A 22702-nucleotide genomic window follows, 5' to 3' on the forward strand; every position below is an offset into this window, starting at 1 on the left:
AGTTATTTTTATGCATAACCTTTAAATAGGCTGCATATACTTATTATTATCGTCGCGGGGTGGAGCAGTTCGGTAGCTCGTCGGGCTCATAACCCGAAGGTCGCAGGTTCAAATCCTGTCCCCGCAATACCATTTTGATTCGTGAGGATCGGGATGTAGTGACACTGATAGCGGTTTGCTATCGCAGTAAATAGATTTTTATTTTCGCTAACGCGAAATATTAATGATAGCTATTTTGCTATCGCAAAAAGCTTTGGTCCGGTAGTTCAGTTGGTTAGAATGCCTGCCTGTCACGCAGGAGGTCGCGGGTTCGAGTCCCGTCCGGACCGCCATTTTGTTTTTTAAAACGAATGCAGATTCGTTTTTTTATTTTGAATCCTTCTAAGTAGACCGCAGTTGCATAGCTGCGGTTTTTGTATTTTATCGGGACAAACAGGTAGAAATATGAGGGAACTCAGCGCGTTGGCTTTACTCGATGCGCCCAAAAAGGGTACACTACATATAGAAGATATCCCTTAGGTATTGCAGATCCTAAGGTTTTTTTATACTTATACAGATGGTAAGGAGATCATTATGAGTGAGTTTGAATATATCAGCAGCAGTCCTGATGAAACGGGCGCTTTTGCCAAGAGGCTTGCGGGTCTGTTGGCTCCCGGGGATGTCCTGACCCTTGAGGGGGACCTTGGAGCCGGGAAGACGACGTTTACAAAGGGTTTGGCCCTTGGTCTTGGGATCAAGCGGACGGTCAACAGCCCTACTTTCACGATCATCAAGGAATACAAGGGGGATCTGCCCCTTTATCATATGGATGTGTATCGATTGGATGATTCGTTTGAGGATCTTGGATTTGACGAGTATTTTGAAGGTGAAGGGGTCACGGTCGTAGAATGGGCTCATCTGATAGAAGATCAGCTGCCGGGAGAGCGGTTGGCCATAGGCATTTATCGTACCGGCGATACGGAAAGAAGAATTGTGCTGGAGCCGGTGGGAGATCGGTACCGCAAGCTTTGTGAGGAGATAATGGCATGAAGATATTAGCGATAGATACATCAAACTTCCCGTTGGGGGTCGCACTGATTGATGAGAATAAGGTGATCGGTGAATACATGACCAATGTGAAGCGGAATCATTCCCTGAAGGCGATGCCTGCCGTGGAACAGCTGTTGAAGGACTGTGATACGGACGTCAAGGAATTGACGAAGATCGTCGTGGCGAATGGACCCGGGTCTTATACGGGTGTTAGGATCGGTGTCACGCTTGCAAAGACGCTTGCCTGGTCTCTTGATATTCCCCTCGTACCGGTATCGAGTCTGGCCGTACTGGCTTCATCAGGACGGTACTTCAATGGTTATCTTTCCCCGATCTTTGATGCGAGGCGTGGACAGGTTTATACGGGTCTGTACCGTTTCCGGGATGGGAAGCTGGAGAATGTCCTCGAGGACCGGAATGTGATGCTGACGGATTGGGTGGATGAACTCAGGAACTATGAGGGAGAGATCCTGTTCGTCGGGAATGATACGGGTATCCATGAAGAAGCGATAAAAGGAGCCCTTGGGGAAAAGGCGGTGTTAGCACCGTTTGTGAGCCATAACCCGAGACCGTCTGAGCTCGCCTATATCGGAATGGGTATGGAAGAATCGACGGCCCATGAGGTGCTGCCGAACTATATCCGTATGGCGGAAGCCGAAGTGAAATGGCTCGAAGCCCAGAAATCTAACGAAGAATAGGACTTGTGCATAATGGAGATACGATTTATGACAGTCGATGACGTGGATGCCGTCATGGAAATCGAAGAACAATCCTTTACTGTTCCGTGGAGCCGGGAAGCGTTCATAAGTGAAATGGAAGAGAACCATCTGTCCATGTACATCGTCATTGAAGACGAGGGACAGATTGCGGGCTACTGTGGCGTGTGGATCGTCGTGGATGAAGCACATATCACGAATGTGGCCGTTCTTCCATCCCACCGTGGGAAGGGATACGGGGAGCTTCTGATGCGCAAGATCATGGAGATGGCCATTGAATCGGGTGCCAGGGTCATGACGCTCGAGGCCCGGGTGAGCAATGTGCCGGCCCAGAGTCTGTATAGGAAGCTCGGATTCCAAGATGGCGGGATCCGGAAACGATATTATTCTGATAATCAAGAGGATGCTTTAGTTATGTGGGTGAATTTATGATAAAAGATACGTTCGTATTAGGAATTGAAACCAGCTGTGATGAAACGGCTGTGTCCATCGTGAAAAACGGGACGGAGATCGTCAGCAATGTCGTCTCATCACAGATCGAAAGCCATAAGCGCTTTGGCGGTGTCGTACCGGAGATTGCGTCACGGCATCATGTGGAGCAGGTGACGTTTGTCCTCCAAGAAGCGCTCGATCAAGCGGAGATGACGATGGAGGAGATCGACTGCATCGCTGTGACGGAAGGACCGGGTCTGGTGGGCGCACTCCTGATTGGGGTCAATGCAGCCAAGGCACTTGCATTCGCTCATAACAAACCGTTGGTAGGTGTCCATCATATTGCCGGGCATATCTATGCCAACCGGTTAATCCATGAAATGACGTTCCCCCTCCTGTCCTTGGTTGTATCGGGAGGACATACGGAGCTTGTTCTCATGAAGGGTCACGGGGAATTTGAAGTGATCGGAGAGACGCGTGATGACGCAGCCGGGGAGGCTTATGATAAAGTTGCCCGTACGCTGAGCCTTCCGTATCCAGGGGGTCCCCATATCGACCGACTGGCCCATGAAGGGGAGCCGGTCATCGACCTTCCAAGGGCGTGGCTCGAGGAAGGATCCTATGACTTCAGCTTCAGCGGCTTGAAGTCGGCCGTGATCAATACTCTCCATAATGCGAAGCAGAAGGGGAAAGAGATCAAGCCGGAGGATCTTGCAGCAAGCTTCCAGGCAAGCGTCATCGATGTACTTGTGACGAAGGCGAAAAGGGCTGTGGAAGAATACGGTGTCGAACAGCTCCTTCTGGCAGGTGGAGTTGCGGCCAATAAAGGACTGAGACATGCTTTGGAGACAACGTTTGAAAGCCATGCATGTGAGCTCATCGTCCCGCCCCTATCCTTGTGTACGGATAATGCGGCCATGATTGCCGCTGCAGGAACCATCCTGTTTGAACAAGGGAAGCGTGGCGGACTGGATATGAATGCAAATCCCGGATTGGATCTGGAACAGTTTTAATAAGATTACACCTCGAATGGAATCGTCCGTTCGAGGTTTTTTTATTGGGAACGTACGTTTTATCAACAGTCTGTGGATAATTTGGGGATAAGTAGTGCGTAAGATGTGAATGGCTTGTGAAGAACAGATGGGGATATGTAGAATTTGGAATGTGGATAATGTGTATAATTTGAGCAGTAATTGTGGATAGTGTGGAAAAGGTTTGTGGATATAGAATTGACGAGGCTAGAAATGTGGATAATCTTGTGGATGAATAGTGGAGTGTTTTTTCTGAAAGAAGCTCTTCCTTTCCTTTACCCGTTTAGGCCATCCCACTAACCAAAGAAGCGGTTCAAGGTCTTTTCAACCTTGAACCGCTTCAGTCTTACTCTTCCACTAATTCTTCCAGCTCCGTCCATTCTTCCAGAAGGGCATCCAGTTCCTCTTTAGCCAGGGTCAGTTCGTCATTCAGAGTCTGAACACGTTCGTGATCCTGGAAGATATCCGGATCGCACAGGAGGGTTTCTTTTTCTTCAATGGAACCTTCGAGTACGGTCATCTTTTCTTCAATCTCTTCGATGCGCCGTCTTCGTTGACGTTCAAGCTTTTTGGCTTCCTTATCGATCTTGTGCGACTGCTTCTGCTGTGTACCTTTTACAGGTTCTGCCTTGGTCTGTTCCAGGGCGGCGAGCTCTTCCTGCTCCTGTAGCTTATGAAGGTAGTAGTCATAATCCCCGAGGTATTCAGTGGATCCGCCTGTGGACAGCTCGATCACCTTGGTGGCGATCCGGTTGATGAAGTAGCGGTCATGGGATACGAACAGGATCGTGCCCGGATAGTCGATCAGGGCGTTCTCGAGGACCTCTTTGCTGTCCAGGTCGAGATGGTTCGTCGGCTCATCGAGGATGAGGACATTCCCTTTTTCCATCATCATCTTGGAGAGGGCGAGGCGGGCCTTTTCCCCTCCGCTCAGGGTGTTGACGGGCTTCAGGACGTCTTCACCCGTGAAGAGGAAGTTCCCGAGGACGGTCCTGATCTCTTTTTCGTTCCTCATCGGGTATTCATCCCATAGTTCATTGAGGACCGTCTTGTTGGAAGAAAGGTCCGCTTGCTGCTGATCATAGTAGGAGATGGATACATTGGATCCGAATTTGAAGTCCCCACTCAATGCCTGCAGTTTGTTGACCAGGGTCTTGAGGAGCGTGGACTTCCCGATCCCATTCGGTCCGACAAGGGCGATGCTGTCACCTTTCTTGATGGAGAAGTCGATATGGGAGGCGATGGCTTCCCCGTCATCATACCCGATGGTGAGGTCATTGACGTGAAGGACATCATTCCCGCTCGGGCGATCGATCTGGAAGGCGAAGGAAGCGGATTTTTCGTCACCCTGCGGCCTGTCCATGAGATCCATGCGCTCAAGTTTTTTCCGCCTGCTCTGGGCCATCTTTGTGGTGGAGGCACGGGCGATGTTGCGCTGGATGAAGTCTTCGAGCTTTGCGACCTCCTGCTGCTGGCGCTCATAGAGCTTAAGGTCCTTCTCGTAATCCAGCGCCTTCTGCTCGAGGTACTTGCTATAGTTCCCCACGAACTTCTTGCTCCGGTTGCGGGAAATCTCATACACCTGGTTCACGACGCTATCCAGGAAATAGCGGTCATGGGATACGATGAGCACGGCACCCGGATAGCCTTGAAGATATCCTTCTAGCCAGGAAAGCGTCTCGATGTCCAGATGGTTCGTCGGCTCATCGAGGATCAGGATATCGGGCTTGGTCAGGAGGAGCTTCGCAAGGGCGAGACGGGTCTTCTGTCCGCCGGAAAGGGTGGAGATTTTCGTCCCATGGTCGAAGGAAGCGAAATTCAAGCCGTGGAGGACGGAACGGATATCGGCTTCATACTGATAGCCACCGGACTCCTTGAAGGTGACTTGAAGCTCGTCATACTCCTTCAATACCCGCTGATAGCGGTCTTCATCTTCATAGACGGACGGATCCGCCATCTCTGCTTCCAATCTTCTAAGCTGCTTTTCCTGTTGGAGGAGGTGTTCGAATACCGTCAGCATCTCGTCCCAGATGGAAAGCTCCGACTCGAGACCGGTATTCTGGGCCAGGTAGCCGATGCTCACACCCTTGGGCTTCGTGATTTCTCCGGAGTCATGGGACAGCTGTCCGGCAATGATCTTCAGGAGGGTCGATTTGCCGGCACCGTTCCGTCCGACGAGGGCGACCCGGTCCCTGGTTTGGATCTCCAATTTGATATTGGTCAATATATTATCTGCACCAAAATTTTTGGTCAGCTGATTCACTTGCAGTAGAATCATGTCGGTTCACCTCTGTTTCATTAGTGCTAGTGTACCGTATTTCCCAGGTGGACGGCAATAAAAGGGGAGGAACTATGACTATTAATCTGGATACAAATAGGATAGAATAGAGTGTATGATGGAAAATAGATAAAAGATATACCTTCTTTTTGGAAGCGCTGACAGACCAAAAGGAAGAGGGTTTATAAGATGTGGGGGAATACAAGAGATGAATCAGGAAACAACGAAAATTCCACAGGCAACGGCCAAGCGCCTTCCGCTATACTACCGTTTCATCAAGAATCTGTATGCTTCAGGGAAGCAGCGGGTATCGTCGAAGGAGTTAAGCGAAGCCGTGAAAGTGGATTCCGCGACCATCCGGAGGGATTTCTCCTATTTTGGGGCGTTAGGGAAGAAGGGCTATGGGTATAATGTGAATTATCTCTTATCCTTTTTCAGGGAAACGCTTGACCAGGATGAACTGACGAAGGTCGTATTGATCGGCGTGGGGAATCTCGGAACGGCTTTTCTTCATTACAATTTCATAAAGAATAACAATACAAAGATCGAAATGGCCTTCGAGGTGGATGAAGCGAAGGTGGGGACGGAAATCAGCGATGTGCCCGTCCACCATATGGATGAGCTTGAGGAGAAGCTGAAGGGGATGGATATCGAAGTTGCGATCCTGACCGTGCCGGCCTCATCTGCTCAAAATATCACAGATCGCCTTGTGTCTTCGAAGATCAAGGGGATCCTGAACTTCACACCGGCACGCCTGACGGTTCCTGATCATATCAGGGTCCATCATATCGATCTGGCAGTGGAACTTCAGTCACTTGTCTATTTCCTCAAGCATTACTCAGGGGAAGACACGGAAATGTCACAAGATGGAATCGTAACGGAATAGAAAATTCTGACCATTTGCGTTATGATAGAAGAATATAAGGGGAGGTGTCTCATTATGGTAGGTCCTGGAAGTATGGTGCTGATTGCAGTGGTGGCCCTTTTGATTTTCGGCCCGAAAAAATTACCGGAGCTTGGGAAAGCAGCCGGCAATACACTACGTGAATTCAAAAACGCAACCAAAGGCTTAGCGGATGATGAAGACGATAAGAACAAAAGTGCCAAGTAAAGTAGGATGAACGCCATGAGTCAAACCCAAAAGGATATGACAGTCTTTGAGCATATAGGAGAATTGCAGAAACGACTCATGTTTGTAGTCGTTTTCTTCTTGTTAGCCGTTGTGGCAAGCTTCTTCCTTGCCGAACCGCTCATCAAGTATCTGCAGCATGCGGACGAAGCGAAAGAAATGACGATGAATGCCTTCCGTGTGACGGATCCCCTGAAGATCTACATGGAGATGATCATGTTCATCGCGGTCATCATGACGTCACCAGTCATCCTTTATCAGGTGTGGTCCTTTGTGTCGCCCGGTCTTTATGACAAGGAGCGGAAGGTGACCCTGAGCTACATACCGGTATCGGTCCTCCTGTTCCTCGGTGGACTGGCATTCTCATACTTCATCCTGTTCCCGTATGTTGTATCGTTCATGATGAGGCTATCAGGCGATCTCGATATCCAGCAGGTGATCGGGATCAATGAGTACTTCCAATTCCTCTTCCAGATTACGATCCCATTCGGCCTGCTATTCCAGCTGCCCGTGGTGATGCTGTTTCTGACGAGGCTCGGGATCATCACGCCGATGATGATGGCGAAGGCGAGGAAAGCGGCTTACTTCGTGCTGTTGGTGATTGCCGCCTTCATCACGCCTCCGGACATCGTCTCCCATATGATGGTGACCCTCCCGCTGTTGATCCTCTATGAGATCAGCATAGGGATCTCACGAATCGGATATAGGAAGTACCTACAGGCGGAACAGCAGATGGAAATTGAACGCGTGGAAGAAGAACTCAATCAACACAAAGGCTGATTCAGCCAAAAAAACCGGATCCACCGATCTTCATGGAACGAAGTCGGATGGATCCGGTTTTTGTTTTAACTAAGCTTACTTCTTCTGGTTCAGCTGCTGCTTGATCCTGAAGTGGAGAAGGACCATGCGTATGCCGGAACCGAAGTCCAGGGTGGCAAGGAAGATCAGCATATAGGTGAAAAATCCCCAGCCTGTGTCCCGGACCGTGTGGATGGCAAAATAGGTGAACAGCACCCCAAGAAGAATGTAAATCACGCCGGAGAACAGGGGTGATCGTCTCATTATAGGAAACCTCCAATAAATCCTTGTATTTTTTCAGCTTCATTCATGATCTTTTCAATTTCATCCCGGTAGACGGTCTGCATGATGACCACCATCGTATTCATGGCCACGTGGGCGCAGATCGGTACGAGGATCCGTTTCGTTCTTACATATAGGAAGGCGAACGTGAAGCCCATGGCAGAGTACAGGATCACATGCACCGGCTCGAAGTGGGCAAGGGCGAAGATCACGGAACTGATCAATGCGGCGAAGAAAAAGTTCATTCGCTGATAGAGTGCCCCAAAAATGATCTTCCTGAACACGATTTCTTCCAGGATCGGCCCGATGATGGCGACGACGATCATGGCAAGGGGAACATTGTCCACGATGCCCATGATGTTCTGGGTGTTTTCAGAACCGGCCTGGATGCCGAGAAGGGTCTCGATCTGGATGGCGATGGCTTGTGCGAAGAACGCCATGAAGATCCCGACAACGGCCCAGACGACGGAAATCCCGGCGCCTGCAGGGGCAGAGCGTTCGAGCTTGAGTTTCGATGGTGCGCTTTTTCGCAGGATGAGCAGGACGATGATCAGGGTCGCGGCGAAGCTGAAGATCAGCCAGGAACCGACGGCCACCTGCTGCATGTATTCTTTAGTCTGTCCAAACACTTCTGTGCCGGCCTTATAAAACAGGAGCGGTCCAACCGCACCGGCGAGCTGCATAACAACATAGGCGATCAAAATGTATCCATAATGTTTATTCAACGTTTTATCTCCTTTTAAGCAAGCCTTAGGCCTGACAGGACAGACCCTTGTACAATTCTACTAATAAATGCGGAACTGTTCAAATCTCACGGTCATGGGAATATTGCCGGGAATCGCCACATAGGATAGTGAGGTGTGAAAAAAGGGGGAAAATGACGAAAAAATTTTTAAGCAGGACTCTTGCAAAATGAAAACGAATTATTTAATATAATAACTGTGTTAGCACTCATGATAAGCGAGTGCTAATAAAACCTAATCTACATATTTTCAAGGAGGTTGTTTCACTTGTTAAAACCACTAGGTGATCGCGTCGTAATCGAGCTAGTCGAAACAGAAGAAAAGACAGCAAGCGGTATCGTACTCCCGGATTCTGCTAAGGAAAAACCGCAAGAAGGTAAGATTGTCGCTGTAGGTACAGGTCGCGTCCTTGACAACGGTGAGCGCGTCGCTCTTGAAGTGTCTGTAGGCGATCGAATCATCTTCAGTAAATACTCTGGTACAGAAGTGAAATACCAAGGCACAGAATATCTCATCCTTCGTGACAACGATATCCTTGCCATCGTAGGCGAATAATTAATCGAACCAACACATATACGCACCAACCATGAACTGATATTAAAGGAGGACGTTTGAAATGGCTAAAGAAATTAAATTCAGCGAAGAAGCACGCCGTTCCATGCTTCGCGGGGTAGACCAATTAGCAAACGCAGTAAAAGTAACACTTGGACCAAAAGGTCGCAATGTTGTACTTGAGAAGAAGTTCGGTTCTCCACTCATCACCAATGATGGTGTAACCATTGCGAAAGAAATCGAGCTTGAAGATGCATTCGAAAACATGGGTGCGAAGCTTGTAGCGGAAGTCGCAAGCAAAACAAACGAAATCGCCGGTGACGGTACGACGACTGCAACGGTCCTAGCGCAAGCGATGATCCGTGAAGGGCTTAAAAACGTAACAGCAGGAGCAAACCCTGTCGGCGTACGTAAAGGGATCGAGAAGGCTGTCCAAGGGGCTGTCGAAGAGCTGAAAGCCATCTCTAAACCAATCGAAGGCAAAGACTCCATCGCACAAGTTGCAGCGATCTCTGCAGCGGACGAAGAAGTCGGCCAATTGATTGCTGAAGCCATGGAGCGCGTAGGTAACGACGGTGTCATCACGATCGAAGAATCCAAAGGATTCACGACTGAGCTTGACGTTGTGGAAGGTATGCAGTTCGACCGTGGATATGCATCTCCATACATGGTGACAGACTCAGACAAAATGGAAGCGGTCCTTGATAATCCGTACATCCTGATCACGGACAAAAAGATCGGCAACATCCAGGAAGTCCTTCCTGTCCTTGAGCAAGTCGTTCAACAAGGCAAACCACTATTGATGGTAGCGGAAGATGTTGAAGGCGAAGCCCTTGCAACACTTGTTGTGAACAAACTTCGCGGTACATTCAATGCAGTGGCTGTCAAAGCACCTGGATTCGGTGACCGTCGTAAAGCAATGCTTGAAGACCTTGCAGTATTGACTGGTGGAGAAGTGATCACAGAAGACCTTGGTCTTGACCTGAAATCTGCCAACATCACACAGCTCGGACGTGCAGCGAAAGTCGTTGTCACAAAAGAAAACACAACGGTTGTCGAAGGTTCTGGAGATCCAGAAAAAATCGCAGCCCGCGTAAACCAAATCCGTGCTCAATTAGAAGAATCTACTTCTGAATTCGATAAAGAAAAACTACAAGAACGCCTAGCGAAGCTTGCTGGTGGAGTAGCCGTCGTGAAAGTCGGAGCTGCTACTGAAACCGAGCTCAAAGAGCGCAAACTACGCATCGAAGACGCATTGAACTCGACACGTGCGGCAGTCGAAGAAGGAATCGTATCCGGTGGTGGTACGGCTCTAGTGAACGTCTACAACAAAGTCGCTTCCATCGAAGCAGACAGCGACGTAGCTACTGGAATCAACATCGTCCTTCGCGCACTCGAAGAACCAATCCGTCAAATCGCACACAACGCCGGCCTTGAAGGCTCCATCATCGTGGAACGCCTCAAGAAAGAAGAAGTTGGCGTAGGCTTCAACGCCGCATCAGGCGAATGGGTCAACATGATCGAACAAGGAATCGTCGACCCAACCAAAGTAACACGTTCTGCCCTCCAAAACGCAGCATCTGTAGCGGCTATGTTCTTGACTACAGAAGCCGTAGTGGCCGACATCCCAGAAGAAGGCGGCGGAATGCCGGATATGTCTGGAATGGGCGGTATGGGTGGAATGGGCGGCATGATGTAATAACGCCCCAAAACCCTTGATATATGTGGGTTTTTGAGTAAGGTAAAAGTGATATGTTAACATTAAGGTAATTTAACGAGGCTTCTCATGAGTTCAGTGAACTTTTGAGAGGCTTCTTTTTTTCATTTAGTGAATAATATGAAGGTGAATTTTTTGTGATTTGAAGGTCGATACGATTTAGATGGTCTATGGTTTGTTCCAGGAGACACTAAATTCCGCAAGAAAGGTTGTATGATTTTGTTTTAAACGGTGCGGAGTTAAATCTTAGTTTGTATTGGGTACTATTGTGAATTTTTCATTCTATCACGACTGATTTTAATGACGATGTGATAGCCGTGTTTTCTTTACGAAAACTTTGGTCATAGTAAGCATCACTAATTGATCAATTACAAAGCATCGTTAGAATCCTTAGTGCTTTAAAAAAGATAATTTAGTTCAGAAAATGCTAATTAGTGTTTTACTTTCTTGTGCTTTTTGAGGGTATAAATAAAAAACTTACAAATAAATTAACGTAAGTGTTAAAATAGAATATATTTACAAAAATAGAATAAGAACTGGTGGTTCAAAAATTTAGGTTTTATTGAAAAAGTTGACAGAGTTCAGATTGAGTGAGGATATTGCTAAAGGTTTAAGAGGTGTCAAAGCATAATTCTGCGCCTCTAATTAAAACCGAATAATTTTTAAATTACTATACAAAAAACATCTACGTTTGACTAAATACAAAAGAAAGAAATCAAGAGTATATTGTAGAAGAGGATGATTCTTAATCAAAGTACCTTTTGGAATATTACATGAGCTGAGTGAATAGGTTAGGTACGCAAAGTAACTATGTTTTTATTTTTTGGTTATGTTGGGGTAAATTCTTTGAACAGAGCTTTTGGAAAAAACAAAAGGGCGTTGCTTATATACAAGTTACAAAACTCCTTCGTCAAATTATTGGTTTAAATATACAATCTGAATGCGATTTTGACTGATTCTTATCAGAGAGCGTTTTAATTTTTTTGATGTTACTGAAGAACCGGGAGGATATATGAATAATACTGAGGTAGACCTTAATTGGACAGATATTGCTTGTGGTAGTGCTGCTTCTTCTTGGAATGGATATACATATCAAGGGAAAGTAGCAGTATATACTATGCTTTGCTTGATAAATCAAATTGGTACAAGTGATCAGGATGTAAATAACTACACTCTTGAAATAGAATGGTTTGAAGATTTTTGTATTAAATGTAAGGGTGAATACTACTCGATACATCAAGTAAAGTCGTATCAAGACAAAGAAACTATTGGTGGTTATAAAGCTACAGTTCTTGAATTGTTAGGAAAAACAATTATACAACCAACAGTAAAAGAAGCAAGTCTACATACAGCGATAAACATTAAAGAATTTACTGTTGAAAATTTGAAGAGGGATTTAATTTCATATGTACCGGATAAAAAGAAAAGATTATTCCTTCATTTTAAAAAGTTGTTGTTTGAAGAAGGAAAATTTGATGAAGCATGGAATAAGCTATACATTAATCATGAAAAAGGAAAAATAAATGTTAATAGGGTTGTTCAAGTAGATGAAATTAACAATAAGATAAAAGAACAAATTAACATCTTTTTAAAAAGAGATCCTCTTCGAAATACCTCTTCAATTACTAAAGAGAATATTGATTATGCTTACTCAAATTTATTACATACGGTTAATAATCTCATTACTGAAATCCATTTGAAAAAACAACCAGATCCAGTAATTACTTTTAACAAGGTATTAGAAATTCTCCAGAGTGATAATGTATTTAACTTAACTAGTGAAACAGTGGCTAGTTTACTTATGGACGATTTAACAACGTATTTTGAAGAGTATTGTGAAGAACAGGGAATTGATCTCGAGCTAGATAAAGAGAAATCAAAAATCTGGACACATCATATAGACATATTAAAATTATTAACTCCTGAAGATTTTGTACTCTTTTGCAGGAAAATAGCGCCAAATATTCATGTGAAAGAACATCATTCTATTAGCATTGCAGAATACAAGAGGCTTATTGATCAGCATGGGGTTAAGCAAATGTTATTTGAGAGTTTATTTACTTTTCACCACTTATTAGAAGCAGCGACATTAAAAAATGATATTCTTCTAATTAAAAAAAATAAAGTAACCAACTTAATTACCCTAATTCTTACTGATGGGCGGAACGCTTGTTCTAAAATTGGTAAGGATATATTTAGTAACTTTAATAATGATGAAGTACTTTTAGAACTTCTCTTTGAGGTCGAAACCTATATCAATAAATCTATTAATGAGGAGTTTAAGGGAACTATTACAGATGTAGAATCAGATATAGATTATCCGAGTAAAGAAAAATTTACAGGGCCAAAAAAAATAAAATTTATGGATATGAAAACTGCTATGGAGGAATTTAAACCAAATGAATAACTTCATTAAAAGTATCTTTATTGAAGCTGGATTTGAGTGTAGTGAGAGAATAAATTTCAAAGGTGACTATTCTGCAAACTTCTCTTTTTTTACCAGAACAGTTAGGAACAAATTTGATTTTTATTTAGTAGGTAATTTTAGAGAGAAAGAGGTAAGTCTTGAGTGTTTACAGCAAGAATTAGCTCAATGTCTTGATTCTATCCTGCTAGAAATGAATGTATCTGGCTTAGATAAGAATCTTTCTTTGCTTCTTTTACTAGAAACCGAATCTACTATGTATTCAAAGGAACGTACAAGATATATTTACAATATAGAGGAAGATCCCTATGACTTTAAAAAATATGTATTAACACATACCAAAGGTCAATTTGAAGCCTTGGAACTTATATTAAGTGAAATGCAAGCAGGACCTTTATTAAACAAGTTAAATTATCTTTTGCTAGAGAAAAAACTCTTTGCTTCTTTTAAGAAGAAAGAAGAAGATAGAAATACTATTGAAAACAAAGAAGCTGATATATACGATTTAGTATCAAAGTTATTTATAAAATTACCGTTTTTAAGTGTAATCATAGAGCAAGAGAATTTAGGAAATTTAAAGAAGGAAATAGATGCAAAACTTACTCGAACGCAATCGAATATAGTCAATTTAATGCTTGAACAATATATTAAAGATCCAGAACTTCAGATTAATGATATCTTAACAGTAATAGGGTGTGAAGGCATTGAGTAGTATGAAAATTTCGAAGGTCTATATTGAAAATTTCAAATCAATAGAAAAAGCGAACATCTATTTTAATGATCAAACTGTTACAATTCTAGATGGACCAAATGGATTTGGGAAAACCAGTATATACGATGTAATAGAATTAGTTTTGACAGGAAGTATTAGGCGTATTAAACAATTGAAAATAAATGTAGGTAACAGGGGATATGATGATTACTTATTTGCTAAAGATCAATCTAAAGCAGTTATTTTAAAAATTGAATTAATAAAAACTGATACTACTCGGAATCTAATAGAAAAAATCATTATTGGTCGCAAGGTTGAGCCTAGTTCATTAAGTAGATCTAAAAAGAGACCTTTCGATTTTGATTACTCTGTACATTTGCTCGATGCGTTTGAAGGAGAATTAACAGAAGAGAATAGGTCCTCTCAGGAAACTATTGAAGAGTTATTTGGGACTACCGATTTTGAATCTAAATACGGCTTATACCATTATATTGAACAAGAGGAATCAAGTCACTTATTGAAAAGAAATGAAAAAGAGCGTATGGATTATATTGGTAAGCTCTTTAACATTGAAGTAGAAATAAAAGAACGAGATATTCTAGAGAAAGCTAAAAAGAAATTAATTGCTTATAAAACTAATATAAATAGAAAAATTTCTGGAATATCAATAGATTCCACAGCGAGCAAAGAAAGTGATAAAAAAGCTGAAATTGAGTATTTTCAGTTAATTAAAGTTCCCTTCAATAGAATTGTTTGGGACCAGAAAATTATTAACCCTTTAGACAAAGAGCAGAAAGCCAAGTACATAGAACAACTAGAAGATATTAGAGGTCTAATTACTAACTTTGATGAATTTAAAATTGAATCAAAAAACGAAAGAATTAGAGGTATTGCTTCAAAAGATCAAAAACTATCAGCTTTAATTATTTTAGGGTATTTTCATGAAGAATTTGAACAATTAAATAGCAGTAATAATCTAAGAAAAATGTTTGAAGATATAAAAATAAAAATAGAAAATAAGGATATATTTTCAAGGGAAATAAACTGGAGTTTATTATATGAACATTTTAAACCTGCTCTTAGTAAAGAAAATCTTGTTCAAAAGATAGGATACATTAATGATTTAAGAAAAAATTCAAGCGATCTATCACGAATTGTAGAAAAGTTACTTACGTCTAGAAATGATTTTATGTTGAAATACGAAGAATATAATAATAGTAAAAAAGTTGATGATAATCACTGTCCTCTTTGTGGAAACGAATGGGAAACTTATCGAAATCTTATACAACAAATCGATAAAAAAACTGAAATGTTTAAAGAGGAACTTGACAATTCCTCAGCGAAAATACTGGAAGAAATTGATCGGATTTATAAAGATTGTTTAAATCCACTGATAATTAGTATAGACGAATTTGTTAAGAGTTCAATCTCATATGATTTCTTTAATCAACTTGAAGAATATAAACTACAAAATATAGATTTTAATGCAGCAAAGAATTTTTTCAGTGAGTTGGATATTGATATATCATATTACTTTAATAAAGAAAAGAACTATGTAAATAATTTAAGTGAGAGAGTTGAAAGGATTAAGGAGGTTCTTTATAGTAAACTCTCTAAAAGCAAACTAGACATGGAAAATTATCATTTATATCGGAATCTCTATAAGAGTGTCTTTGAGAACAATGAAAAGGCAATTAAAGGCATAAATATTTTAGGTATTGATCAAAAGAAACAATACATTGAATATATGTATTATGTACAAGCTAGCGAATCATTTAACAGACATCAAAGATTAATAAATCAATTGGAAATAATAGATAAATCTATTATTAATCTTAATGATTCAATTGATATTTATAATGAAAAGGTCAATGGCTACCGTGCTAAGATGATTAGTGAAATTGAAATACCATTTTACATTTATAGTGGTAAAATTATTCAAACTCATCAAAGGGGTATTGGAGTGTTCATTAAAGAGGAACAAAGTCAAGAAGACGGTGATCCTCAATTAAAAGCAATTAATTTTGTTCCACCTGAGAAAACTGCACATGATATTATGCATTCATTTAGTTCTGGTCAGTTATCAGCAACTGTCCTAGCTTTTTCTTTAGCTTTAAATAGGGTCTATAATAACAGTGGTCTAAGTACTTTATTAATAGACGATCCAATTCAAACTATGGATGAAATAAATATGGCGTCATTTGTTGAATTGCTTAGAAGTGATTTTCCTAATAAACAAATAATTTTATCAACGCATGAAGATAAAATATCTATGTACATCCGTTATAAGTTCACCAAATATGGTCATAGAACAGGTAACATAAATGTAAAAGAGGTATTTTATCAATAAAAGTATGAAAACTACTAATATTTTTTTAGTAGTTTTCATACTTTTTTTATATTTCTATATAAATTTTAGTAATTATTATTGGCTTTTTAATTAATACAAAATAAGGGGTGCATAACTTATGGATATTAATATGCATTGGAAAAATGAAGTAATCGGAGCTATAAATACATTTATTCAAATGATAAATCATGCGGATAAATACAATCCAGAAGGCAAAGGTATAATAGATAATAATTGGAAATATCACATACAAGATAACCAAACCTTTTTAGCTGAAATAAAAATAAATGGAACAAATGAGATTGTGTCTTTTGAAAAATCAGAATGGTGGAATCTAAGGGCTAATGTGCTTGGGAATTTAAAACTGAAGGAACTCCATGAGAGGCTGACTTGATTAATTTATGTTAAAGAAATATCTCTGGTATAAATATGAAGCAAAAATTAAAGTTCTTAATAAAAGTGTCCATCCTACAACCAAATGTTTCAAATAGTTGATACCAATCCCCAAACAAAATATACTTAACTAAGAGCTATCTTGTCTCATAATATGAAAGCATTTTCATAAATGGACATACGCGTTTTTACTACCAAAAAGAACGGAATTGACTTCAAGGCTTTTCGTCATTCGACGCGATTGAATCCATTCGTTCAAATGTTCACAAAAGGAAGGGAAAATGATGAAAAAACTATTGGGAATCGATTTAGGTGGAACCACCGTTAAATTTGCTATTATGACTGAAGATGGTGAGATTCAACAGAAGTGGAGCATCGGGACGGATATCCGGAACGATGGGAAGCAGATTGTGCCACAGATCATTGAGTCGATTAATCACCATTTGGAATTATACGGGTTGAGCGCTGATACATTCTTGGGGATCGGCATGGGCTCTCCTGGGACGGTTGATCGGGAAAATGGGACGGTCATCGGAGCGTATAATTTGAATTGGAGCACCCTGATACCGGTTAGACAGATGATCGAAGCGGGTACGGGGATTCCCCTTTATATCGACAATGATGCGAACGTTGCAGCATTGGGTGAAGGATGGAAAGGTGCCGGTGAAAACGGCAAAGATGTTGTGTTCGTGACCCTTGGTACGGGTGTCGGCGGTGGCATCATTGCAGAAGAGAATCTTCTTCACGGAAACGTGGGGGCTGCAGGTGAGATCGGTCATATGATCGTCGAGCCTGAAGGGTACCTATGTACGTGTGGGAATCATGGCTGCCTGGAAACCGTGGCAAGTGCGACAGGTGTCGTCCGTCTCGCCAGGGATCTGTCTGAGGAATACGCTGGTGATTCGGAATTGAAGGAATTGATCGATGACGGACAGGAATTGACGGCCAAGACCATCTTTGATCAGGCAAAAGCCGGCGATCCCCTCGCAGTCATCGTAGCGGATAAATTCTTCTTCTATCTTGGACTTGCATGTGCGAACATCGGGAATCTCCTCAACCCTGAGACCATTGTCATCGGTGGCGGTGTTTCGGCAGCGGGAGATATGCTCTTGGAAGGGGTAGAGAAATACTTCCAGCAGTTCGCCTTCCCGTCCATCCGGACAAGCACGAAGTTGAAACTGGCTCAGCTTGGAAATGATGCAGGTGTGATTGGTGCAGGTTCATTGGTGACTCGGCAAAAATAACATCATCCGTGCAGGCTGAAGTCCGGTAAGATCGGACGAAGAAGCATAGATCATGGAACCTCTTCGCTCGTTGAGCGAAGAGGTTTTTTCTATATCCAGGACGATTGGGGGAATCTTCTGCTCGACCACGAGTGTAGAGGCTTTTTTTCATAGATTGAAAGTTGAGCCCTAAAAAAGTGACCGTTGCAACGGTCACTTTTCAGAGAATCATTGGCCGTTGTATGCGTTACCATAAAAACAAGGAGGTAAGGAGATGAGTTCAAAAGTCAGTTATGAACAAGATCTATTACGCTATCTTTCAAAAAAGCAGGAGTATGTTACATCGAAGGATCTCCTTGAAGTACTGAATGTTTCACAGAAGACCGTTTATCGGTTGATAAATAAAATTAATGCAGAATGCGATGGGGAACCACTGATCGTGTCTGAGCGGGGAAGGGGCTACCGACTGGATTACGAGAAGTTCATCGCGTATCAGAAGCACCTGGCGAACCCGAAGCAAGGACAGCTCACTCCTCAGGAGAGACGAAAACGGATCATGGGAGAGTTATTATTATCGTCGCCCACCCCGATCAATGTGTATCACTTGTTCAGCCATTACTATGTAGGCGAATCGGTTACATTCCATGATGAGCAGATGATGAGCGAAGAGCTGAAGAAGTATCATCTGGTCCTGGAGCGGAAGAGGCGGACATTGGCGATCCTGGGGGATGAGGTCAATATCCGGAAGGCCCTTAAAGACACCATCGAGATCTTCAACACCATCGACCTGGATGATCTGAAGAGGAATCAGGAGCTTCAATTCAATCAGTATGACGTGTTATTCATACTGGATCAGCTGAGGAAGATTGAAGAGGACCTGGAGATCACGATCCCTTATCCCTATAACGTGAACATTTTCTCTCACTTGTATATTTTACTGAGCCGCTCACGCAAGGTTTCAACCCGGATGTTCTCCGGCACCATTTCAAAAGAAGAAATGGATACGATGATGAACGATCTTTTGTATCCGGTTGCAAGAAAGACGATCGAGCACATCGAGAAGTACCTGCATACGCCTTTGCCGGACAGTGAAATCTACTTCCTCTATCAGTATCTGGTGTCATCCCGCATGCAGGGGTCGCTATCCATCACGTCCACGTTTTCACCAGAGGTAATGGACGTGACGAATGCCTATATTGATCATATGAGCAGCATAGTGGGTATCGAGTTTGATCACAAGGCCATGTTCATCGATCTTGCCAATCATATCAAGCCCATGCTGAATCGCCTGGCGCATAAAATCCGGGTGCAGAACAATCTATTGAGTCAGATCGAGAGCACGTATGAAGATGTCTTCACCGGAGTGAAAAAAGTGTCCTGCATGGTGAGTGAAACGTTTAAGCTGCCGGTCATCAACGACGATGAGATCGGGTTCATCACCCTGTATTTTGCCAAGGCCCTTGAAACCGGTCAGCATCATCGACCGCTTAAAACCTTGATCATGTGCACGACGGGGATCGGGACATCCGAGCTGTTGAAGGCGAAGGTGGCGAAGAAGTTCCCTGAACTCGAGATCGTCGATGTGATCGCATCACGCAATATCCGGATGATTCAGGAGAACTATGCCGATGCCGATCTGATCTTGAGTACGGTTCAGATCACCGAAGAAGTACCGATCCCGTCCCTACTGGTCAGCGCCATGTTTACAGCCGATGATCAGAAACGACTGCAGGCAAAGATCGAGGTGATCCAGCGTGGCCACTAACTCACTCTATCAGGTTCATTTCCGATCTGTGTTGGCATCACGGGAAGCAGTCTACTCCTTTTGTGCCGATCACGCATCGACCGATTCGTCCACCCGGCATCATCTGCTCCAGGCATTCCATGACCGGGAGAAGGTGGGCAGTACCCAGATTGCAGAGCACGTCGTCATGCCCCATATCGAGAGCGACCAACTGGACCAGAGTCAAATTATTGTCATCCGTCCGGCTGAACCGATCCGATGGGAAGCAGGAATTGAAAAAATCCAGTTAGTGATCGTACTTTTATTGAAACGAAATGAAAGCGCTACGATAAAAAGAGAGCTCATCGGTTTCACACGCACTTTGGCAGATGAAGACCATCTCAACGAACTTCTTGAGACGGAAGAAGAAGCAGCATTCATTAATAAAATCATACCGAATAGGGAGGAATCACAATGAAAATCGTAGGAGTAGCAGCATGCACAGTCGGAATTGCACACACATATATCGCACAGGAAAAGCTGGAGAACGCAGGGAAGAAAGCCGGTCATGAGATCCAGATCGAAACGCAGGGAACCATCGGGATCGAAAATGCCCTGACTCAAAACCAGGTTGATGAAGCGGACATCGTCATCTTGGCATCTGATGTGAAAATTGCCGGACGCGAGCGCTTTGAAGGGAAACGCATCATCCAAGTGACGACGGAGATCGCCGTGAAGTCACCGAATAAACTTATCCAAAAAGCAGCAGAGGTAGTCAGCCAACAGAAATAAACAGGGAGGCGTACATGATGGAAGTAAAGGATATTGTCGATTTGAATACGATTCACACAAACATCAGAGCCACGAATAAGGAAGAGGCCATTCAAGAACTGGCGGAAACGTTGCTGGCTAACGGATACATCACCGATATGGAAGATTTCCTGAAGGATATCTATGCAAGGGAAGCGATGGGGCAGACAGGCATCGGGAATTATATCGCAATCCCACATGGGAAGAGTGACTCGGTCAAGAAGATCGGGGTGGCAATCGGAATCACCCAAGATGAAATCGAGTGGGAGACCCTCGATGGGAAAGGCGTCAAAGGAATCATTCTCTTCGCTGTCGGCAATGACAACGACGGGGCACAAAATCACCTGAAACTGTTATCGCTGTTTGCGAGGAAACTCGGGAATGACGAGGTCATTGAAAAGATGCTGCAGTCTGAAAATGCCGAGGACGTAAAAGAGGCGCTGTGCGGCTAGAGAGGCGATACATCTGAAGTTTTACTGATAGGTTGGCTGTTTTTTAGTTGCTGAGATTGAATGTCAAAATCGACGATTTGATCGTAGGAGGAAGAAAGATGAGTAAACTAAAACAATTAAATCTGAAGGGTCACCTGTTGACGGCGATTTCCTATCTGATTCCGATCGTGTGTGGAGCGGGCTTCCTGATTGCGATCGGTATGGGATTCGGGGGCACGGCACAGGGGTCCCTCGTACAAGGTGAATTCTCTATCTGGGACGCGCTTGCGACCATGGGTGGCGCAGGACTTGGGCTCCTTCCCGTCGTCATTGCCACGGGGATCTCGTATTCGATTGCCGGTAAGCCGGGGATCGCACCGGGTTTCATCATCGGATTGACGGCTAATGCCATCGGCGCAGGCTTTATCGGAGGAATTCTTGGAGGCTTCTTATCCGGATTTTTAGCAGTAGCACTGATCAAACATATCAATGTTCCAAAGTGGGCGAAAGGGCTCATGCCTACGTTGATCGTTCCGTTCTTCACATCCATCATCGGCGGACTGATCATGGTATATGTGATCGGAATACCGATTGCTGCGTTCACGTCGCTCCTCACCACCGCCCTTAACAGTCTCGGCACTTCTTCATTATTGGTATTCGGGGGTGTGGTTGGACTCTTGAGCGGTGTTGATTTCGGCGGACCGATCAATAAGACCGTCTTTGCCTTTGTACTTACGATGCAGGCAGAGGGGATTAACGGACCGATCACGGCGCTTCAACTGGTCAATACGGCTACGCCGATCGGATTTGGACTTTCCTTCTTCATTGCGAAATTGTTCGGCAAGAACATCTACACCCGTTCAGAAGTGGAAACGTTGAAATCGGCTGTGCCCATGGGTGTCATCAACATTGTCGAAGGTGTCATCCCGATCGTCATGAACGACATCGTCCGCTGTGTGACGGCTGTCGCCATCGGGGGTGCTGCCGGAGGAGCGGTCACCATGGTCCTCGGGGCCGATGCAACGGTACCGTTCGGCGGTGTACTGATGCTTCCGACCATGTCCCAGCCTTGGACAGGAGCGGTGGCCATTCTCGTCAACGTATTGGTAACGGGTGTTGCCTTGGCACTGCTTAAGAAAAATGTAAAAGAAGATGAACAGATCGAAGTGGAGGAAGAAGACATCGATCTCGACGATATTAAAATCATTTGATTCATAGAGAAGTGGAGGAAATATAAATGAAAAAAGTAGAATTTTCCCCATCGCTCATGACGATGGACCTGGATCAATTTAAAGAGCAGATCACATTCCTCAATGACCACGTGGGCTCGTATCACATCGACATCATGGACGGGCACTATGTTCCCAATATCACGTTATCACCGTGGTTCATCCAGGAGGTGCGCAAGATCAGCAATCTTCCATTGTCAGCGCATCTCATGGTGACCAATCCAAGTTTTTGGGTGCAGCAGCTGGTCGATCTGAAATGCGAGTGGATCTGCATGCACGCAGAAGTTCTCGATGGTCTTGCCTTCCGTCTGATTGACCAGATCCAGGATGCGGGACTGAAAGCAGGCGTCGTCCTGAATCCGGAGACGCCGATCGACACGATCTTCCCTTATATCGATCTTGTGGATAAGATCACCATCATGACCGTCGATCCCGGTTTCGCGGGTCAGCGTTTCATCGACAGCACCCTCGATAAGATCGTGGCATTAAGGGAGCTAAGGGAAGAAAAGGGTTATCGATATGTGATCGAAATGGACGGTTCTTCAAGCAGGAAGACCTTCAAGAAGATCGATGCGGCCGGTCCGGATATTTACATTGTCGGACGGAGCGGATTATTCGGACTGAGCGAAGATATCGAAACATCATGGAAAACGATGTGCCAGGATTATGAAGATATGACGCAGAAGGTCCTATCATAAT

23 protein-coding genes and 2 tRNA genes are annotated in these 22702 nt (G+C 43.7%); 22 read left to right on the forward strand and 3 right to left on the reverse strand.

Annotation, left to right across the window (positions count from 1 at the left end):
• Positions 1 to 53 precede the first annotated feature (53 nt).
• From ACNA6I_RS19165 to tsaD, 6 genes are all read left to right on the forward strand, one after another.
• Positions 54 to 127, forward strand: a tRNA-Met gene (locus tag ACNA6I_RS19165).
• A gap of 128 nt (positions 128 to 255) precedes the next feature.
• A tRNA-Asp gene (locus ACNA6I_RS19170) sits at positions 256 to 332 on the forward strand.
• A 241-nt stretch (positions 333 to 573) separates the two neighbouring features.
• On the forward strand, positions 574 to 1029 hold the full coding sequence (tsaE, locus tag ACNA6I_RS19175) for a tRNA (adenosine(37)-N6)-threonylcarbamoyltransferase complex ATPase subunit type 1 TsaE (RefSeq protein WP_048015732.1): 456 nt from the start codon (positions 574 to 576) through the stop codon (positions 1027 to 1029).
• Positions 1026 to 1727: a tRNA (adenosine(37)-N6)-threonylcarbamoyltransferase complex dimerization subunit type 1 TsaB gene (gene tsaB / locus ACNA6I_RS19180; RefSeq protein WP_416313980.1), complete on the forward strand. Its 702-nt coding sequence runs from the start codon at positions 1026 to 1028 to the stop codon at positions 1725 to 1727. Before tsaE ends, tsaB begins: the two co-directional genes overlap by 4 nt.
• A 27-nt stretch (positions 1728 to 1754) precedes the next feature.
• Entirely contained in the window at positions 1755 to 2177 is a 423-nt protein-coding gene (rimI, locus tag ACNA6I_RS19185) for a ribosomal protein S18-alanine N-acetyltransferase (protein ID WP_231579155.1), read from the forward strand.
• Positions 2174 to 3190, forward strand: coding sequence for a tRNA (adenosine(37)-N6)-threonylcarbamoyltransferase complex transferase subunit TsaD (gene tsaD / locus ACNA6I_RS19190; protein ID WP_048007692.1), 1017 nt, complete (start codon positions 2174 to 2176; stop codon positions 3188 to 3190). The genes rimI and tsaD overlap by 4 nt, the downstream gene beginning before the upstream one ends.
• Positions 3191 to 3554: 364 nt before the next feature.
• Here tsaD and ACNA6I_RS19195 read toward each other — a convergent pair whose 3' ends face one another.
• The gene (locus ACNA6I_RS19195; RefSeq protein WP_048015733.1) at positions 3555 to 5486 is read right to left on the reverse strand and encodes an ABC-F family ATP-binding cassette domain-containing protein; all 1932 of its coding nucleotides are present in this window, start codon (positions 5484 to 5486) and stop codon (positions 3555 to 3557) included.
• Positions 5487 to 5694: 208 nt separating this feature from the next.
• On the opposite strand from ACNA6I_RS19195, the gene ACNA6I_RS19200 reads away from it, so the two are divergent.
• The 3 genes from ACNA6I_RS19200 to tatC are packed head-to-tail and all read left to right on the forward strand — an operon-like array spanning position 5695 to position 7395.
• Positions 5695 to 6372 carry a redox-sensing transcriptional repressor Rex gene (locus tag ACNA6I_RS19200; RefSeq protein ID WP_048007690.1) on the forward strand — a complete coding sequence of 226 codons (678 nt, stop codon included), beginning with the start codon at positions 5695 to 5697 and terminating at the stop codon, positions 6370 to 6372.
• Between the two features lie 54 nt (positions 6373 to 6426).
• Positions 6427 to 6597, forward strand: a complete 171-nt coding sequence (locus ACNA6I_RS19205) for a twin-arginine translocase TatA/TatE family subunit (protein WP_048007689.1) — start codon at positions 6427 to 6429, stop codon at positions 6595 to 6597.
• A 15-nt stretch (positions 6598 to 6612) separates the two neighbouring features.
• Positions 6613 to 7395, forward strand: a complete 783-nt coding sequence (tatC, locus tag ACNA6I_RS19210; RefSeq protein ID WP_048007688.1) for a twin-arginine translocase subunit TatC — start codon at positions 6613 to 6615, stop codon at positions 7393 to 7395.
• Between the two features lie 75 nt (positions 7396 to 7470).
• Here the strand turns inward: tatC and ACNA6I_RS19215 are convergent, their stop codons facing one another.
• Both ACNA6I_RS19215 and ACNA6I_RS19220 read right to left on the reverse strand, forming a co-directional pair.
• Positions 7471 to 7677, reverse strand: coding sequence for a YdiK family protein (locus ACNA6I_RS19215; protein WP_048007687.1), 207 nt, complete (start codon positions 7675 to 7677; stop codon positions 7471 to 7473).
• A complete protein-coding gene (locus ACNA6I_RS19220) occupies positions 7677 to 8420 on the reverse strand; it encodes a CPBP family intramembrane glutamic endopeptidase (protein ID WP_048007686.1) in 744 nt (247 codons plus the stop codon). Before ACNA6I_RS19220 ends, ACNA6I_RS19215 begins: the two co-directional genes overlap by 1 nt.
• 285 nt (positions 8421 to 8705) lie before the next feature.
• On the opposite strand from ACNA6I_RS19220, the gene groES reads away from it, so the two are divergent.
• The 13 genes from groES to alsE all read left to right on the forward strand — a co-directional run bounded on the left by groES (position 8706) and on the right by alsE (position 22701).
• The gene (gene groES / locus ACNA6I_RS19225; protein WP_048007685.1) at positions 8706 to 8993 is read left to right on the forward strand and encodes a co-chaperone GroES; all 288 of its coding nucleotides are present in this window, start codon (positions 8706 to 8708) and stop codon (positions 8991 to 8993) included.
• 61 nt (positions 8994 to 9054) lie between these two features.
• Entirely contained in the window at positions 9055 to 10689 is a 1635-nt protein-coding gene (groL, locus tag ACNA6I_RS19230) for a chaperonin GroEL (RefSeq protein WP_416313981.1), read from the forward strand.
• 1030 nt (positions 10690 to 11719) lie between these two features.
• Positions 11720 to 13114: an ABC-three component system protein gene (locus ACNA6I_RS19235; RefSeq protein WP_416313982.1), complete on the forward strand. Its 1395-nt coding sequence runs from the start codon at positions 11720 to 11722 to the stop codon at positions 13112 to 13114.
• On the forward strand, positions 13107 to 13844 hold the full coding sequence (locus tag ACNA6I_RS19240; protein WP_416313983.1) for an ABC-three component system middle component 1: 738 nt from the start codon (positions 13107 to 13109) through the stop codon (positions 13842 to 13844). The genes ACNA6I_RS19235 and ACNA6I_RS19240 overlap by 8 nt, the downstream gene beginning before the upstream one ends.
• A gap of 1 nt (position 13845) precedes the next feature.
• Entirely contained in the window at positions 13846 to 16194 is a 2349-nt protein-coding gene (locus tag ACNA6I_RS19245; RefSeq protein ID WP_416313996.1) for an AAA family ATPase, read from the forward strand.
• A 118-nt stretch (positions 16195 to 16312) separates the two neighbouring features.
• Entirely contained in the window at positions 16313 to 16588 is a 276-nt protein-coding gene (locus tag ACNA6I_RS19250) for a hypothetical protein (RefSeq protein ID WP_416313984.1), read from the forward strand.
• Between the two features lie 280 nt (positions 16589 to 16868).
• The gene (locus ACNA6I_RS19255; protein WP_309518151.1) at positions 16869 to 17831 is read left to right on the forward strand and encodes an ROK family glucokinase; all 963 of its coding nucleotides are present in this window, start codon (positions 16869 to 16871) and stop codon (positions 17829 to 17831) included.
• 253 nt (positions 17832 to 18084) lie between these two features.
• A complete protein-coding gene (locus ACNA6I_RS19260) occupies positions 18085 to 19575 on the forward strand; it encodes a BglG family transcription antiterminator (RefSeq protein ID WP_416313985.1) in 1491 nt (496 codons plus the stop codon).
• A complete protein-coding gene (locus ACNA6I_RS19265) occupies positions 19565 to 20011 on the forward strand; it encodes a PTS sugar transporter subunit IIA (RefSeq protein WP_416313986.1) in 447 nt (148 codons plus the stop codon). Before ACNA6I_RS19260 ends, ACNA6I_RS19265 begins: the two co-directional genes overlap by 11 nt.
• Entirely contained in the window at positions 20008 to 20325 is a 318-nt protein-coding gene (locus ACNA6I_RS19270) for a PTS fructose transporter subunit IIB (RefSeq protein ID WP_048007678.1), read from the forward strand. The genes ACNA6I_RS19265 and ACNA6I_RS19270 overlap by 4 nt, the downstream gene beginning before the upstream one ends.
• Before the next feature lie 14 nt (positions 20326 to 20339).
• Positions 20340 to 20795, forward strand: a complete 456-nt coding sequence (locus tag ACNA6I_RS19275) for a fructose PTS transporter subunit IIA (protein WP_231593228.1) — start codon at positions 20340 to 20342, stop codon at positions 20793 to 20795.
• Positions 20796 to 20893: 98 nt separating this feature from the next.
• Positions 20894 to 21985, forward strand: a complete 1092-nt coding sequence (locus tag ACNA6I_RS19280) for a PTS fructose transporter subunit IIC (protein ID WP_048013532.1) — start codon at positions 20894 to 20896, stop codon at positions 21983 to 21985.
• A 26-nt stretch (positions 21986 to 22011) separates the two neighbouring features.
• The gene (alsE, locus tag ACNA6I_RS19285; RefSeq protein WP_048007676.1) at positions 22012 to 22701 is read left to right on the forward strand and encodes a D-allulose 6-phosphate 3-epimerase; all 690 of its coding nucleotides are present in this window, start codon (positions 22012 to 22014) and stop codon (positions 22699 to 22701) included.
• The last annotated feature ends 1 nt before the right edge of the window (position 22702 follow it).

The organism is Rossellomorea sp. FS2 (assembly GCF_047915635.1).
Lineage (GTDB): Bacteria > Bacillota > Bacilli > Bacillales > Bacillaceae_B > Rossellomorea > Rossellomorea marisflavi_A.

What these genes read in the sequence shown, in the direction of transcription:
- tsaE (WP_048015732.1), top strand. Translation starts at nt 574, where the DNA reads ATGAGTGAGTTTGAATATATCAGCAGCAGTCCTGATGAAACGGGCGCT.
- tsaB (WP_416313980.1), top strand. Translation starts at nt 1,026, where the DNA reads ATGAAGATATTAGCGATAGATACATCAAACTTCCCGTTGGGGGTCGCA.
- rimI (WP_231579155.1), top strand. Translation starts at nt 1,755, where the DNA reads ATGACAGTCGATGACGTGGATGCCGTCATGGAAATCGAAGAACAATCC.
- tsaD (WP_048007692.1), top strand. Translation starts at nt 2,174, where the DNA reads ATGATAAAAGATACGTTCGTATTAGGAATTGAAACCAGCTGTGATGAA.
- ACNA6I_RS19195 (WP_048015733.1), bottom strand. Translation starts at nt 5,486, where the DNA reads ATGATTCTACTGCAAGTGAATCAGCTGACCAAAAATTTTGGTGCAGAT.
- ACNA6I_RS19200 (WP_048007690.1), top strand. Translation starts at nt 5,695, where the DNA reads ATGAATCAGGAAACAACGAAAATTCCACAGGCAACGGCCAAGCGCCTT.
- ACNA6I_RS19205 (WP_048007689.1), top strand. Translation starts at nt 6,427, where the DNA reads ATGGTAGGTCCTGGAAGTATGGTGCTGATTGCAGTGGTGGCCCTTTTG.
- tatC (WP_048007688.1), top strand. Translation starts at nt 6,613, where the DNA reads ATGAGTCAAACCCAAAAGGATATGACAGTCTTTGAGCATATAGGAGAA.
- ACNA6I_RS19215 (WP_048007687.1), bottom strand. Translation starts at nt 7,677, where the DNA reads ATGAGACGATCACCCCTGTTCTCCGGCGTGATTTACATTCTTCTTGGG.
- groL (WP_416313981.1), top strand. Translation starts at nt 9,055, where the DNA reads ATGGCTAAAGAAATTAAATTCAGCGAAGAAGCACGCCGTTCCATGCTT.
- ACNA6I_RS19235 (WP_416313982.1), top strand. Translation starts at nt 11,720, where the DNA reads ATGAATAATACTGAGGTAGACCTTAATTGGACAGATATTGCTTGTGGT.
- ACNA6I_RS19240 (WP_416313983.1), top strand. Translation starts at nt 13,107, where the DNA reads ATGAATAACTTCATTAAAAGTATCTTTATTGAAGCTGGATTTGAGTGT.
- ACNA6I_RS19245 (WP_416313996.1), top strand. Translation starts at nt 13,846, where the DNA reads ATGAAAATTTCGAAGGTCTATATTGAAAATTTCAAATCAATAGAAAAA.
- ACNA6I_RS19250 (WP_416313984.1), top strand. Translation starts at nt 16,313, where the DNA reads ATGGATATTAATATGCATTGGAAAAATGAAGTAATCGGAGCTATAAAT.
- ACNA6I_RS19255 (WP_309518151.1), top strand. Translation starts at nt 16,869, where the DNA reads ATGATGAAAAAACTATTGGGAATCGATTTAGGTGGAACCACCGTTAAA.
- ACNA6I_RS19260 (WP_416313985.1), top strand. Translation starts at nt 18,085, where the DNA reads ATGAGTTCAAAAGTCAGTTATGAACAAGATCTATTACGCTATCTTTCA.
- ACNA6I_RS19270 (WP_048007678.1), top strand. Translation starts at nt 20,008, where the DNA reads ATGAAAATCGTAGGAGTAGCAGCATGCACAGTCGGAATTGCACACACA.
- ACNA6I_RS19275 (WP_231593228.1), top strand. Translation starts at nt 20,340, where the DNA reads ATGATGGAAGTAAAGGATATTGTCGATTTGAATACGATTCACACAAAC.
- ACNA6I_RS19280 (WP_048013532.1), top strand. Translation starts at nt 20,894, where the DNA reads ATGAGTAAACTAAAACAATTAAATCTGAAGGGTCACCTGTTGACGGCG.
- alsE (WP_048007676.1), top strand. Translation starts at nt 22,012, where the DNA reads ATGAAAAAAGTAGAATTTTCCCCATCGCTCATGACGATGGACCTGGAT.